Source organism: Oceanicoccus sagamiensis (assembly GCF_002117105.1).
Lineage (GTDB): Bacteria > Pseudomonadota > Gammaproteobacteria > Pseudomonadales > Dasaniaceae > Oceanicoccus > Oceanicoccus sagamiensis.
The window spans coordinates 2338315-2352713 of the sequence record NZ_CP019343.1; the positions used below are offsets into that span (position 1 = coordinate 2338315).

Genomic DNA, 14399 nt, shown 5'->3' on the forward strand with positions numbered 1-14399 from the left:
CGGTGTTAGCGGTGCTAATCTAGGTACTACGTTCAGTACTACATTCAGTACGGTATTAAGTAACAGGGCCACCTGTCTGGTATGGCCCAGACCAGTTGACCGGGAGAAAGGCTTTATCCAGCTATGAGTGATTTATCCATACCACAAGAACAAGAAGAGAGTGTATTGGAGCGTGTGCTGCTGGTTGACGATAACCCGATCAACTTGCAGATCTTGCATAAGACTTTGTCCAATGGTGGTTACCAGTTGCTGACCGCGGAAGATGGCGAAACAGCGGTGCAAATAGCCACTGAAACTAAGCCGTCGTTAATCCTGCTGGATATTATGATGCCCGGCATGGATGGCTATGAGGTCTGTCAAATCCTTAAAAGCAACCCGGATACTGCGGATATTGCGGTGATTTTCCTGTCGGCACTGGAAGATAGTAGCGCCAAGGTAAAGGGTTTTACCGTGGGTGGGGTGGACTATATCTCCAAGCCCTTTCAGGTAGATGAAGTGGTGGCCAGGGTGCGCAACCATATCAAAATTCATCGGCTTGAGCGGCAGTTGGCGCGCCGGAATATTGAGTTGGAATCGGAGAATCACCAAATCCTGAATGCTGTCAGCGAAGGGATTATCGGCCTGGACAAAGATGGCCGCATTACCATGTTAAACCCCTCGGCTACGGTTATTTGCGGCTGGGCGGTGGCGGATTGTCTGGGTGAGCAGTTAACCGCGTTGCGGCTGTTTGAGGTGGATGAAAATATCGAAATGCAGGAGCACCAGATACTGCCTTACCGTAGCTACCGCATGGGGCAGTCAGCCCATAGCGATATGGAGATGATCAGGCGGCGTGACAATAGTTTTCTGCCCATTGCTATTACCTCCACACCGAGAGCCGAGGGTGGGGCGGTTATTGTATTTCGTGATATTAGTGAGTGGGTAGACAGTGAAGAAGCCCTCAGGATTGCCCGTGAAGAATTAGAATCCCAGCGCCAGAATATCGCCCATATGGAGCGCCTAAATACCACCGGTGCTATGGCGGCGGGTATTGCTCATGAGGTTAACCAGCCGCTAACCGCTATCTCAAATTATTCCCGGGTGGCCAAGCGGCTATTGGAACAAGAGCAGTTGCAGCGTGAGCAACTGATCGAGTTATTGGATAAATTGGATGTCCAATCCCAGCGAGCCTCTGAGGTGATCCAGAGAATGCGCAGCTATGTGAAAAAACCCAGCGGTGCGCTGTTTGAAGTGGATGTGAATGAGATGATCAGGGAAGTGATCGCTCTGGCTGAAGTGGATTCGAGAATCAATGATGTGAGCGTGCATTTTGAGCCCCAGCACCATTTGCCCAGGCTGAGCCTGGATGTGGTACAAATTCAGCAAGTGGCCCTGAACCTGATCCGCAATGCGATGGAGGCGACCGCCGTTGCCAATAGCTCATCTCAGGGAGTGATGGTAAAAACGGAGCAGCAGGGCAATACCATTGTTGTGCATGTGATTGATCACGGGGTAGGGATTGCTTTAGGGGAGGAGGATCAGTTGTTTAACCCGTTCTATACCACTAAAGCCAATGGTATGGGCATTGGTCTGTCGATCTGCCAGTCGATTATCCAGGCCCAGGGCGGGACGATTGGCTTCCTGCGTAACCCTCAGGGCGGAGCTACCTTTTATTTCAGCTTACCCTTGGCCTAGCGGCGAGCATAAAAAAATGCAGCTATCCATGGATAGCTGCATTTTTAGCGTTCTGGTAGAGAGTAAGCTTAAGCGGTTTGCCCAATATTACTGTCGGCAACCTGTTCTTCCTGTATTCTGCGATAGACTTCTTCACGGTGAACACTGACTTCTTTTGGCGCTGCGATACCCAGGCGAACTTGATTGCCGCTGATACCTAAAACCGTGATTTTAATATCGTCGCCGATAATTAAAGTCTCTCCCAAGCGTCTTGATAAAACTAGCATTTCGCTATCCCTCTCATTGATGATTACAAATGGTGTCTAAGTCATTGGAAGAGAGTGTATCGGCTGGGCATAATTCGCATAATTCGCTCATATACCTACCTCGATAAGGGGAAATACCTAAGGTTTTTTGTGGATTATTTACATCTAAAAAAAGCCCTGAGAACGGCTGTGCTCAGGGCTTTTGCGTTTTTGCAGGATGGCTAACTGCGGCCCTAGTGAATCGTTTGCGATTGCTCCACATAAGGCGTTGGTATATCCGTTTCTTCGTGCTGGCTGTTCTTGGTGGCGAGCTCGCTTTGTTCGGTGATATAGCCACGTAATCGACCGACTACATTGGTCATAATATCAAGTGATATTGGGTTGCCATGATGGTGCTGGTTAAAATTTGAATATTCAGAAAACCGTTATGAATTGTTATGAAAGCGTGTCTTTCAGGATGATAGAATCACAGCGTTGTTAATCTGCCTTAAGAAATCGGTTAGAATCCTTTCGATCAGTTTCTATAATTTGACGATGCTGTTCAGAGTTTTCCCTCTCAGTGCGTCTCTCATTCGGATCAGTTTCGATGCCAGGACCTGTACAAGGGGAGCTTTAGCCTCTTTCGAAAAAGCGGGCATTTGCAGTAATTGTCGCAGCCATGCAGCCAATCTGGGGTGCAGTTGTTGAAGAGGGTAGCCTGCCAGTACGATGCGGTTGATAGTGACAAACCAGGCGATATCTGCCATGGATATGTTTTCGCCAAGTAGGTAGTTGTTTTTTTCTAGGCGAAAATCCAGTCCGTCCAGCGCCTGTTGAAAGTTTTTACATGATGTGATGACTTGAGCGTCAGTGACGCCACCATTAATGGAAAATTGTTGCCAATATTCCAGCTCTTCTTTTTTATGGCTATCCAGCGAGCCACCAATAGTCCCTGTGCCTGCACTTTCATATTGAACTAGCTGTTCTTTACTACGTTGCATTAATTTGGAAGGCGCGGTAAAGCGTAGTGTGATATTGCGTAAGTCGATGTGGAGTTCGTCTTCGAGTTGCAATAGCCTGCCGAGGTCTTCAGCATCCTTTATTGGCATCAGGCTGGGTTCAGGCTTCATTTTTTCTAAGTAATTTAGAATATCGTTACTCTCGATATGCACTGCGCCATCATGAACGAGTACCGGAACCAACCCGCGAGGGTTAATGCCCATAAACCAGTCGCTATTGTTCTCTCGCTTGATTAGGTTGATGGGGTGAGATGTCCAGTCGATTTCCTTAATGTCTAACATGATCCGTATTTTTTTTGAGCATGTTGATCCTGAAAAGTGAAGCAAGTGAATACCTTGCCACTCGAATACTTCAGTCGTGCGGATATCTTCTTTTGCCAGCAATACCATTTTGCGTTCCTGAAAATTGGTGTTCTGTATTAATCCTGCACAGCGGAGTGAATCACTTTCTCGATTTCATCTTGCTTAATCCCCAGTTGCATCAACAAGAGACGAGCCCAGTCCAAACAGGTTTCATCAACTGAGTCTTGCGAGATCGCGTGGATAATCAAGCCGACATTACTCCAATTAAGCGAGCTAAGAAGACTGGCTTCGCTTACAGTAATCTTAAAGCGCTGCTGGGCAATGCCTTCGGAAAAATCCCGGGCTACAAACTCACCCTGGCTTTCGGCGATAGCACGTGCCAGAAGCAGAGGTCTATCGACCAGTTGTCGAGTCAAGGGGTCGTTAACAACATCTTTAAAAACACTCACTGTGGAGCGTACAACGGATTGAGCTCTGTCGTGTGTCGTTTCCAGAGGTACGTAAGCTTTTTCGCCGTATTCACGATAGCGGTCAATTAATGTTGCCAGAACGACATCCCATTTATTGCCAAAGTGGTTATAGAAAGTACTGCGACCCAAATCCGCCAATTCGGCGATGCTCTCAGCACTAGCTTCTTCGTAGCCATGTTGGAGTACGACCTGTTCGGTTGCCTTCAGTAGTTGTTGCCGAGTGCGTTGGCGACGCTTTGCTGTTCTATTGGGGGCGGGTGCCGTCATTTCTATAACCGTGTGTGCAATTTCTATTGAGTGTTACTGCCAGTTTATCAGTAATGTGAATAAATGAACATAGGTGGTCATATGAATATATCTGGACATATGTCCACTTGTGTGCAATGATCCACGTCAATGAATCATGGTTTTAGTAAATTCAGGGGAAAATCAATTGGGTACTTCCATAGTCAGATACGTAAAAAGTGAGGGAGAGTCACCCGCTTGGGGCGTGCTTCGTGGCGAAGACATTTTTGCCATCGACCTTGAGCTGGGCACTCACCGGGACGTGATGCGGCACTATTTCAGTGATCGTCAGGCTTTTGATGGTGCTGTCAGCCAAGAATCTCAGCCTATTGCGAGTGTGATTCTGTGTTCGCCTGTTTCCAGTGATGTGCAGCTGTTTTGCCAGGGGCTCAACTACGCTGATCACCGGGTAGAAGGTGGGCTTAATGAGGATGCCAAGGGTGAAAATCTGATTTTCTCCAAAGCCTCTTCCAGTATTTGTGGCCCCAACGACGACATTTTGCGGCCAAAAGGTTGTGAGCTGTTGGACTACGAGATAGAACTTGCTCTGGTGATGAAGTCAGATGTGCTCGGGGCACAGGTTGTAGAAGAAGCCGACTTGGCGCGTCTGATAGGCGGACTTGTGCTGGCGAACGATGTGTCGTCCAGGGATGATCAATTTGGCGCAACTGCCATGCAGTGGTTTAAAGGCAAGAGTTATCGATCGTTTTGCCCCATGGGCCCCGTCCTCTATCTTTTAGATGAAGAGGATTTGGATCAGCTTGAAAAGTTACAGTTGACACTGAAACTCAATGGCGAAATTAAGCAAAGCTCCACCACCGATCTATTGATTCATAAGCCGGCGGCGACCCTCACTGAAATTTCCTCGTTCTCGGATATCCGAAATGGTGACTGCATACTTACTGGGACGCCGGCCGGCGTACAGCTGAGCATCGATTTAAAAACGGGCCTGAGTATTCTATTGAATTTTAAAAAAGATGCTAAGCGTCGAGCTAAAGTGATTGCGGCGCAATTGGCTCAAGCACCTTTCCTTCAGCCAGGTGATGAACTGGAATTGACGATCGCCTCTCTGGATGGCGCTATCGATCTCGGAACCCAGAAAAATACTATTGTAGAAGCCTAGTGGCTAGTAACCGCTCAGCGTTTTATTGATAACTCTACCGGAGACCCCGATGGAAATATTGTACGACCAAAATCTTCTGCCTCGCATGTTATTGACTATTACATCCATTGCACTGGCCATCGGCCCCGCAGTTGCTGATTTTAATAAAACCCACGCGACTAACCCACTGTGGCCACCCCATGCACGTTTTCACGTAGTTTGGCAGGTGATTACCAACAGTTCCCTGTGTTTCATGATGATTTACGTACTTTGGACGCCGTTGGTTGAACAGTACAACCTGCAATTGATCCTGGTTTTGATGGTGCAGGGGGCAATTCTGGCTCCTCTCTATATCACCATCGCTAGCATGGGCTTGTTCGATGGAGCCTTAAAAGACGTCAATGGCTTGCGCCCGTTTAAATTCAATATTGCCGGTAAAATTGTCGAGCTGGATACCAATGTTGTCGGTTTTAGCAATATCACTTTGGTGTTGATTATCGCAGGTTTGAACATTGTTTCCTCGGTGCCTGTTCTTTGAGAAACACTTTAATAGGCAGCAATAGATAGGAATTATTATGACAGAGTCTATAAAAACCAATGTCTTGATTGTTGGTGCTGGTCCTTCGGGCATGACCATGGCGCTTGCGCTGGCCCGATTTGGAATATCATCTACGGTGATAGATCGTCGTGAATCCAACTTACCCCAACCGCGGGCACACGCACTTAACCCTCGTACGCTGGAAATATTTTCTTCGTTGGGGATCAGTATCGACGAGTTAAAAGCAAAGGCCACACCGGTGGAAGAAAGTTGTTGGGTGCGTTTTACCGATACGCTCAGCGGCGGTGAATATGGCAAGCTTCCCTATGAAAGAATGCATGCCGATGAAAATCTGCCGACGCCTTGGCCGCTGTTTAATATTGCACAGCCTGCCGCCGAAGAAGTGCTGCAAAGCCATGTAGATGCCGAAAAGTTGATAAAGGTATTGCGTCCGTGGGAATGGAAATCCTGTGAGCATCAAACAGACGGTGTTGAGTCTGTTGTTATCGACGATAAGGGGCAGGAGCATCGAGTTTTAAGCCGCTATCTGATCGGTGCTGACGGTGCGGGTAGTCCGGTGCGTGAATCCCAGGGGATTGCCATGAAAGGCATGGGCATAGTGCACGACTTCGTTATGATTCATTTCAAAGCGGACTTAACTGAGGTCGTCAAAGACAAACCTGCCATTCTCTACTGGACAATGAAACAGGATTGCAGTGGTACTTTTATTGCCTTTGATCAACGGGAAAACTGGGTCTTTATGTACCCCTATGACAACGCGGATACCGATATCTCCAGCTTCACGGAATCGCGTTGTCGCGAAGTGCTGTACAAAGCCATTGGCCGCAGCGATATCGACATACAGATACTTTCAAACGGCAGTTGGGGACTGGGTTCTCAGGTTGCGGAAGCCTACCGTAACCAAAATGTCTTTCTAGTCGGTGATTCGGCACACCGTTACCCACCGACCGGCGGACTGGGTTTGAATACCGGTGTGGGTGACGCGCACAACTTGGCCTGGAAAATCGCAGGTGTACTTCACGGTTGGGCCTGGCCCGGACTGTTGGATAGCTACCACCCTGAGCGTGAACATGTGGCCCAAAACAACGCAGATTTCAGCACAGAAAATGCCGGCAAATTATTTAGTGTCATGCTCGCTACCGGGTCGCTCATGCCCGAGGGTATGCAGCCCTCTTTTGAAGCCTTGCAGGGTGACTCGTCGCGCTGGGCAGAAATTCAAAAGGGCATTGAAGAGCAGCGTGACCATTTTGACGGGCTGGCACTGCAAATTGGCCAACATTACGGTCGTAAAAATGCGCCGGATCTTCGGGCTGAGAGTTTTCAGTTTTCTGATGTGGGTGCGAGGTTCCCACATACATGGTTGTCGATAGATGGGCAGCAAGCATCGTCGCTCGACCTGCTCTCTGCCAATCGCTTCAGTTTGATCGTGCGCAAGGGTGTTGCATTGCCTGATTTTAACAGTGAAGTCCCGTACCAAACTGTCATTGAAGGCAACAACTTTATAGCCAGTGACGAAGACCTGCCAATGTTGGGTATGGATGAAGCGAACATCGTGATTGTAAGACCCGACGGTCATATTGCTGACCGGATTCTAACGGACGCCATAACAGCTGCGATGCTTGAAGGCGCTTTGAGCGATGCCGTGGCAAAGTTTTTAGCTTTCGATTAAATCAATCGAGGAGAGAATAATGAAATTTAAAATGGTGATCTGGATTCTCGGTTTCTTACTTGAGCGAGCCAGCAAAAATAATCCAAGAGCTCAGGAGAAGCTCTTTGGTCAGGATCTTATTTTAGAAATTGGTTGTGAAGGTGGCTACGCCCGTCACTTTATCATCAAAGACCAAAAGATTATGAGCTATCCGGGAAAAGCAAGCGCCCCTGTGTTTTTGGGCCCGGAGCTGGAACCGACTTTGGCTATAACCTTTGAAAGTGCCAAAACGGGTTTTAAAGCACTGACAGCTAAAGACAAACAATTGGCAATGATTAGTGGGATTTATGAAAACCGTATCAAAATTGATGGAAACCCCTTGTTTTTGATGTGGTTTCAAAGCCTGGCAAAACTGATTTAAGCCACTTTGACGTAAGAGAATTTTAGGAGAGCACTATGGATTTGGGTATCAATGGTAAGACAGCACTTGTGTGTGCTTCCAGCAACGGCTTGGGCAAGGCCTGTGCAACATCCTTAGCAAAAGAAGGCGTCCATGTTTTTATTAACGGTCGCACATTAGAGACGCTAGAGGCGGCCGCAGAAGAAATTCGCGCCGCAGGTGGCGAGGTAACTATCGTTCAGGCTGATGTTTCAACCGACGAGGGAAGAAAAACCCTAATTGAAGCATGCCCAAACCCCGATATTCTGATTAATAATAATGCCGGTCCTGACCCGATTGGTTTTGCCCAAAGTAATCGGGAAAACTGGGATGAAGCCATTGACGCCAACATGATGGCACCGATTTTAATGATTCAGGCCGTACTGCCAGGAATGCGTGAGCGCAAGTTTGGCAGAATCATCAATATCACTTCGGCAATGGTAAAGTCGCCCTCGCCAGTGATGTGTGTTTCCGCTGCGACTCGCAGCGCCGTTACCGCCTTGTCAAAAGCTGTGTCAAAGGAGGTGGTCGCCGACAATGTCACTATCAATAATATGTTGCCGGAAATGTTTGATACCGGTCGTCAAAAACAAAACGCCGAATTGATTATGCTTTTTACCAATGCCAGCCTGGAAGAAGCAAGGGAAAAACTAGTATCTCGAATTACCGCAGGTCGCTTTGGCCAGCCAAAAGAATTTGGTGATACCTGTGCGTTTCTCTGTAGTCATCAGGCCAGCTACATATCAGGCCAGAACATTCAATTAGATGGGGGCTCCTACGATGGCCTGGTCTAAACGAATCGTTTTTCATTCTCTTAACTTTTAATCGTACCAATAAAAATTTATCGAATTAACTTTCGGGGGAGTTCATTGTGCACAATTTTCTAAAAAAACAGATGGCTTTGGCAATCGCCATTTCAATACCAGGGGTTGCATTTTCACAGACGTTGGAAGAGGTTGTTGTTACAGCGCAAAAGCGGGCTCAGTCGGCTCAGGATGTGCCTATCAGTATTACTGCCATGAGTGGTGAATTTTTGGAAGAGCGCGGAGTGGCGTCGGCTACAGATCTTGAGAAATTCACGCCTGGTCTGCGTATACCGCAGCAGGACGCATCCAAAACCTTTATTCGCATTCGCGGTGTTGGTAGTCAAAAGTTTGATATCGGCTCGTCGGGTTCTGTTGGTGTCTTCGTTGATGAAGTTTATATGCCTCGTTTTTCTGGGGCAGATATTGGCTTTCTCGATATGGAACGCATCGAAGTACTCAAGGGCCCTCAGGGTACCCTGTTCGGTAGGAATACGGCGGCGGGAGCAATCAGCTCCTCGACCCGCAAACCTGGCCATGAAACCGAGGGATTCGTCGAAGCCGGCGTAGGCAATAAGGACAGTTACCTCGTTCGCGGTGCTGTGTCTGGGTCTGTCACTGACGCTGTGGCCATGCGTTTGTCGCTGGGTCAGGAGGAGCGGGGTGGATTTCAGACGGACACCCTCAGCGGGAGCAGCGATGACTCCACTAATACCACAGCGCGACTACAGGCCATGATTGACGCAAGCGACACTCTCACGGTTCAGGCCTTTGTTCAGTTCAACAATCGCCAGCAAGATGCTATGTTGCAAAAAAACATAGCACTTGGTACGCAAGATGGGCAGATATTCCCGCTGTTCCTGGCGCCCGGTGTGCAGGCCTTCGACAATGGTGACTTCCGTGACTATCCGATCAGCGATGGGGGTGATTTCGACTACGATACATGGCTTTCCTACCTGCGTCTGGAAAAAGAATTCAAGCACTTCCAGCTGGTTTCGTTGAGTTCCTACCTGGATGGTGACGGCACTACCGTGAACGATTTCGATAGTTCCGAGGCAAGTGTGGGCAGTAGCTCATTTGAGGAGGATTACAGCACGTTTTCTCAGGAGTTGCGCTTAGTGGGAGATCAGTGGATTGCCGGGGCTTACTACTACCAGGACGATGCCTACAGCGATTACAAGTTTTCCTGGTTCGAGGATTCACTGCCCGCATTTTTATGGGGCGGTAACATCTTTGATAATGCACCCCTTGATATGGAAACTACCTCTTGGGCCGTTTTTGGTGAGTATCGCATAGGCTTTACCGAACGCCTCTCCCTGACCCTTGGTGGCCGCTACTCGGTAGATGAAATCGATTTCACCCGTCAGGGGATAACGTCGGCGCCGGGTATGATACCCACACCGCAGAACTACACCTACAGTGATAATGAGGATTGGGACTCCTTTGATCCCAAGGTCTCCCTGACCTTTCAGGCCACCGATGACCTGATGGCTTACTTCACCTACAGTGAGGGTTACAAAGCTGGGGGGACACAGTTCACCGCACCCAATCTGGAGGTGGCCAGCCAGCTGTTCGATCCAGAAGAGCTGAGCTCATACGAAGTCGGTGTTAAATCCGAGTTGCTTGATCGAACACTACGACTCAATGCCTCCGTGTTTTACTACGACTATCAGGATTTGCAAGTCCAGCGTGTGGATACAGCATTGTCCGGTGGTCTGCCAGTGGCCTTTACCTCCAATGCCGCTGAGAGCGAGATTACGGGCTTTGAGTTTGACCTGCTTTGGGCACCTATTGAGGGACTCAATGTGCATTTTGCCTATTCTTACCTGGATGCGGAGTACAACGACTTTATCGGTCCGGGGGGGGAGAATTTCAGTGGGAATCCTCTTCCGGTGAGCCCGGAGAACACGGTGATGGGGTCGCTGGATTACACCACCGAAGTGTCCGGAGGTTGGTCCCTTAATGCTGGCACTGATTGGGTGTGGATCGACGAGTTTAATTTTGATGTGACCGACGATGATCCCTATACCAAAGGCGGCGACTATACGCTGGGCAGCTTTCGTCTGGCGTTGATATCGCCGGAACAAAATTGGCGTATCACGGCCTATGCCGATAATGTGACGGATGAGGAGGAGTACGCCAACAAGACGCGGCGTAGTCAGGAGGTGATAGCAGCTGCTCTTGATGGTCGACGTTATGGTTTGCGACTGCAATACAGTTTTTAGACTAGACGCAGCTAAAAAGTGACCAGAGGGAGAAAGGTGTGTATAAAATAGTGCTACGATTTTTTGTGTTTAGTCTGTACCTATACAGCCTTTTATCACCTGTGGCGGTCTTTGCTGATGCCGACGCTCCTAACATCGTCATTATTCTTGCCGATGATATGGGCTGGAATGATGTCGGATACCATGGCAGCGAGATTCGTACTCCGCATATCGACCAACTCGCAGCTGATGGTTTACAGCTGGATCGCTTCTACGCACAGTCAACCTGCACACCGACAAGAGCGGCGTTGATGACCGGGAAGTCGCCACAATCGCTGGGCATTTACTCCCCTTTATCAAAGTTAAATCCAAAAGGTCTGCCGCCCACTGAAAAGCTGATGCCCGAGTATCTTCGCGAAGTCGGTTATCAGTCTTTTTTGGTAGGAAAATGGCATTTGGGTTTTCGCGAATCGGCCTACCAGCCACTGGCTAGAGGTTTTGATCATTTTTACGGGCATCTAACCGGCGGTATTGGTTACTGGGACCATGTGCACGGCGGCGGCCTTGACTGGCAGCGCAATGGTAAAACCCTTCGCGAAGATGGGTATAGCACTCACTTAATGACAGCGGAAATTGATCGTTTGATAAAACTGCGTGACCGATCAAAACCGATGTTTCTCTACGCTGCCTTTAACGCACCGCATCTGCCCAACGAGGCACCTGAGGAAACGATTGCACAATACGAGAGCATTGCAAACCCGAATAGACGTATTCATGCAGCTATGGTTGGTGAGCTGGATGCCGCCATTGGGGCATTGATTAAGACTCTGGATGAACAGGGTATGTTAGAGAATACTCTGATCTGGTTTATGAGCGACAACGGTGGTTTGAACTCATCGGCTATGCCTGCGCCGATGGTTAGGGTATCCGGGATACTGCAAAACTGGCTTGGGGCTCCATTGCCTATTACCTTCCTGGAGTTTATGCGAACTAATACCTTGGATAGCGCCTCAGACAATAGCCCTTATCGTAAAGGAAAACAGTCAATTTACGAAGGCGGTGTGCGTGTGCCATCGTTTCTGTATTGGAAGGGAAAGTTCAAGCCAGGCCTCAATACTCAAATGATCACTGTGCAGGACGTACTGCCGACAATACTCTCGGCAGCCGGAATTCAAGTGCTTTCGCCTCAATCGAACTTGCAGGGTGTTGACCAATGGTTAAACCTGACGGCGGGCATAGTGAGTAAGCCAAGGGATTATCTGGTTAATGGCTTTGATGGTGAAGCGCTATATCGCTTTCCTTGGAAATTGTTGGCGCTGAGTTCCGGCGAGTTTGAGTTATACCGGCTAGATAAGGATCCAGAGGAATTCACAGATGTAAGTGAAAATCACCCTGATATCGTTGCCGAGTTACAATTGGCTCTGGAGGCATACCCTCGTCGCGAAAGTATCCATATACCGGTTTGGCGAGCAGCTATGGATATGGATTTTTTCGGGGGCAAAGAAGACCGTATTCCCTGGTCAGAGATCGAGTATCAATGATGACCTGAAATTCGATGGTTGGCCTGACCTCACCAAACCGAAATCACTGATGTGATGTTCGTGGCTTGCACGGCATGTAATAGTACTTATAGCAATCGGCCGCTCATGTTGGCAAGCAAGAATCATGTGTTTTTCACGCTGTGTTAAATAGGTATATCAATACCTAAATAAGACCGGTGAGAGTATGTGGCCCTTTGCGTTTCGTGATCTGAGGGTTTTTTTGCAATGTCTAGGTTTTCACAATCTTTATTAAATTCACAATCTTAGAAATCCCTTTCACAATCTTTATTCAAATTCGACAATAAATATTGATTTCCAAGCAGCACATATTGCGGGGCAAGTGCAGATTAGATTTCAAGTTCCGTAAACAATATGGTTGAAGTTGGGTTTTCTAGATGATGAAGGCTTATTCGTGGTTTTGAACAGGCGAATTTGGTCGGGGTAAAAATCTTAAAACTAATTAGGGGGGAGATATTGCCCTAGTGTAATGTCTGTGACTCTTTATGGATCAGCGGCTGCTGTCCTTCACTAAGGTCTAATTCGTCCGTAACCTTATTATCTACTTGCTCAGTAATATAGCCACGCAGTCTACCTACCACATTGGTCATGATGTCAATGGTCTGGCCGATCTGGTCGAGAGTCATCAGGATGGTTTCTGAATCCACGTCTGCCTTTTTATCGTCGCTCATGGCTTTTTACCTGTTCCGGCTATAGGGGTTTCCAATTTACAGCTAATTTCACACTTCTTTCTTTAGCCCCGTTGCGGGGCTAAAAGTACCTATTCTATTCTTTAACTTCCTTGTTCTGCTCTCTAAGTTCCCGTTCGCGCCTCAAAGTGGCCTATTCGCCTCTCTAAGTAATCGCAATGCTTGGGATTAATCCCAGGTTAAAGCACCACCTGTTTGATACTCAATAACGCGAGTTTCAAAAAAGTTTTTCTCTTTCCGCAAATCCATGATTTCACTCATCCATGGGAATGGATTCTGTGCGCCTTTATATTGCTCCGGTAAACCCAGTTGGGTTAAGCGACGGTTGGCAATAAACTGCAAGTACTCTTCCATCATGGCAGCATTCATACCAAGTACACCGCGTGGCATAGAGTCACGGGCGTATTCAATTTCCAGTTGGGTGCCTTCCAGAATCATCTGAATAATTTCTTGCTGGAATGCTTCGCTCCACAGTTGTGGGTTTTCCAGTTTGATTTGGTTGATAACATCGATACCAAAGTTTAAGTGCATCGACTCATCGCGAAGGATGTACTGGAATTGCTCAGCAACACCGGTCATTTTATTGCGGCGACCCATGGAAAGAATTTGGGTAAAGCCACAGTAGAAGAAAATACCTTCGGTGACGGCGTAGAAACCAATCAGGTTGCGTAGCAATTCCTGGTCAGTTTCGTGGGTGCCGGTTTTAAAGTTAGGGTCAGAGAGGGCGTGGGTATGGCTAAGGCTCCAGGCCGCTTTCTTGGCGATAGAAGGCAGTTCGCGGTACATATTGAATACTTCACCTTCATCCATGGCCAGTGATTCAACACAGTACTGGTAGGCGTGGGTGTGAATCGCTTCTTCAAATGCCTGGCGCAGTAAATACTGACGACACTCTGGGTTGGTGATATGGCGATACATCGCTAGCACCAGGTTATTCGCTACCAGTGAATCGGCGGTAGAGAAGTAACCTAAAGAACGCATAACAATACGGCGCTCATCATCGCTAAGACCGTTAGGATCTTTCCATAGAGCAACGTCGGCCGTCATATTGACTTCTTGTGGCATCCAGTGGTTGGCACAGCCATCCAGATATTTCTGCCAGGCCCAGTCATATTTAAAGGGCACTAACTGGTTTAAGTCAGCGCGGCAGTTAATCATGGCTTTATCGTCAACGGTCAGGCGGGCAGCGCCCATTTCCAGTTCTTCCAGACCGGCAGATACATCCATATTGGCAATTGCAGCTTCGGCTTTGGCGGCAACACCGCTGGCTTCAATAGCGGCTGCAGGTGCGGAGGCCTGAGGTGCTGGCGCGGCTTCTACGGGTGCTTCAGGCGCAGGTGCTGCTACTTCCTGTGCAGGAGGTGGTGGCATTTTGCCTTCGTTTTCCTCAACGTGGTATTCATCCCAATTCAGCATATTTT

13 protein-coding genes are annotated in these 14399 nt (G+C 48.2%); 8 read left to right on the top strand and 5 right to left on the bottom strand.

The window, feature by feature from the left end; genetic code table 11:
• Positions 1 to 123: 123 nt before the first annotated feature.
• A complete protein-coding gene (locus BST96_RS10655) occupies positions 124 to 1674 on the top strand; it encodes a response regulator (RefSeq protein ID WP_085758690.1) in 1551 nt (516 codons plus the stop codon).
• A 68-nt stretch (positions 1675 to 1742) separates the two neighbouring features.
• On the opposite strand, the gene csrA is transcribed toward BST96_RS10655, so the two are convergent.
• The 3 genes from csrA to BST96_RS10670 all read right to left on the bottom strand — a co-directional run bounded on the left by csrA (position 1743) and on the right by BST96_RS10670 (position 3957).
• The gene (gene csrA, locus BST96_RS10660; protein WP_085758691.1) at positions 1743 to 1940 is read right to left on the bottom strand and encodes a carbon storage regulator CsrA; all 198 of its coding nucleotides are present in this window, start codon (positions 1938 to 1940) and stop codon (positions 1743 to 1745) included.
• A gap of 500 nt (positions 1941 to 2440) precedes the next feature.
• Positions 2441 to 3307 carry a glutathione S-transferase family protein gene (locus tag BST96_RS10665; protein WP_085758692.1) on the bottom strand — a complete coding sequence of 289 codons (867 nt, stop codon included), beginning with the start codon at positions 3305 to 3307 and terminating at the stop codon, positions 2441 to 2443.
• Between the two features lie 29 nt (positions 3308 to 3336).
• Positions 3337 to 3957: a TetR/AcrR family transcriptional regulator gene (locus BST96_RS10670; RefSeq protein ID WP_085758693.1), complete on the bottom strand. Its 621-nt coding sequence runs from the start codon at positions 3955 to 3957 to the stop codon at positions 3337 to 3339.
• 166 nt (positions 3958 to 4123) lie between these two features.
• Between BST96_RS10670 and BST96_RS10675 the strand changes: the two genes are divergently transcribed.
• The 7 genes from BST96_RS10675 (at position 4124) to BST96_RS10705 (ending at position 12271) form a co-directional block, all read left to right on the top strand.
• On the top strand, positions 4124 to 5098 hold the full coding sequence (locus BST96_RS10675; protein ID WP_169713967.1) for a fumarylacetoacetate hydrolase family protein: 975 nt from the start codon (positions 4124 to 4126) through the stop codon (positions 5096 to 5098).
• A 49-nt stretch (positions 5099 to 5147) separates the two neighbouring features.
• Positions 5148 to 5615 carry a DUF6640 family protein gene (locus tag BST96_RS10680; protein ID WP_085758695.1) on the top strand — a complete coding sequence of 156 codons (468 nt, stop codon included), beginning with the start codon at positions 5148 to 5150 and terminating at the stop codon, positions 5613 to 5615.
• Between the two features lie 37 nt (positions 5616 to 5652).
• A complete protein-coding gene (locus tag BST96_RS10685) occupies positions 5653 to 7305 on the top strand; it encodes an FAD-dependent monooxygenase (RefSeq protein ID WP_085758696.1) in 1653 nt (550 codons plus the stop codon).
• A 19-nt stretch (positions 7306 to 7324) separates the two neighbouring features.
• Complete coding sequence (locus tag BST96_RS10690) at positions 7325 to 7705, top strand: hypothetical protein (protein WP_085758697.1); 381 nt, start codon at positions 7325 to 7327, stop codon at positions 7703 to 7705.
• 35 nt (positions 7706 to 7740) lie between these two features.
• The gene (locus BST96_RS10695) at positions 7741 to 8517 is read left to right on the top strand and encodes an SDR family oxidoreductase (RefSeq protein WP_085758698.1); all 777 of its coding nucleotides are present in this window, start codon (positions 7741 to 7743) and stop codon (positions 8515 to 8517) included.
• A gap of 77 nt (positions 8518 to 8594) precedes the next feature.
• The gene (locus BST96_RS10700; protein WP_085758699.1) at positions 8595 to 10751 is read left to right on the top strand and encodes a TonB-dependent receptor; all 2157 of its coding nucleotides are present in this window, start codon (positions 8595 to 8597) and stop codon (positions 10749 to 10751) included.
• 38 nt (positions 10752 to 10789) lie between these two features.
• Complete coding sequence (locus BST96_RS10705) at positions 10790 to 12271, top strand: arylsulfatase B (protein WP_085758700.1); 1482 nt, start codon at positions 10790 to 10792, stop codon at positions 12269 to 12271.
• 479 nt (positions 12272 to 12750) lie between these two features.
• Here BST96_RS10705 and BST96_RS10710 read toward each other — a convergent pair whose 3' ends face one another.
• Entirely contained in the window at positions 12751 to 12960 is a 210-nt protein-coding gene (locus tag BST96_RS10710; protein ID WP_085758701.1) for a hypothetical protein, read from the bottom strand.
• A gap of 186 nt (positions 12961 to 13146) precedes the next feature.
• A complete protein-coding gene (locus BST96_RS10715) occupies positions 13147 to 14394 on the bottom strand; it encodes a ribonucleotide-diphosphate reductase subunit beta (RefSeq protein WP_085758702.1) in 1248 nt (415 codons plus the stop codon).
• Between the last annotated feature and the right edge of the window lie 5 nt (positions 14395 to 14399).

Bases quoted from the DNA above. Each gene is read 5' to 3' on its own strand.
- BST96_RS10655 (WP_085758690.1), top strand. From the start codon at position 124: ATGAGTGATTTATCCATACCACAAGAACAAGAAGAGAGTGTATTGGAG.
- csrA (WP_085758691.1), bottom strand. From the start codon at position 1,940: ATGCTAGTTTTATCAAGACGCTTGGGAGAGACTTTAATTATCGGCGAC.
- BST96_RS10665 (WP_085758692.1), bottom strand. From the start codon at position 3,307: ATGGTATTGCTGGCAAAAGAAGATATCCGCACGACTGAAGTATTCGAG.
- BST96_RS10670 (WP_085758693.1), bottom strand. From the start codon at position 3,957: ATGACGGCACCCGCCCCCAATAGAACAGCAAAGCGTCGCCAACGCACT.
- BST96_RS10680 (WP_085758695.1), top strand. From the start codon at position 5,148: ATGGAAATATTGTACGACCAAAATCTTCTGCCTCGCATGTTATTGACT.
- BST96_RS10685 (WP_085758696.1), top strand. From the start codon at position 5,653: ATGACAGAGTCTATAAAAACCAATGTCTTGATTGTTGGTGCTGGTCCT.
- BST96_RS10690 (WP_085758697.1), top strand. From the start codon at position 7,325: ATGAAATTTAAAATGGTGATCTGGATTCTCGGTTTCTTACTTGAGCGA.
- BST96_RS10695 (WP_085758698.1), top strand. From the start codon at position 7,741: ATGGATTTGGGTATCAATGGTAAGACAGCACTTGTGTGTGCTTCCAGC.
- BST96_RS10710 (WP_085758701.1), bottom strand. From the start codon at position 12,960: ATGAGCGACGATAAAAAGGCAGACGTGGATTCAGAAACCATCCTGATG.
- BST96_RS10715 (WP_085758702.1), bottom strand. From the start codon at position 14,394: ATGCTGAATTGGGATGAATACCACGTTGAGGAAAACGAAGGCAAAATG.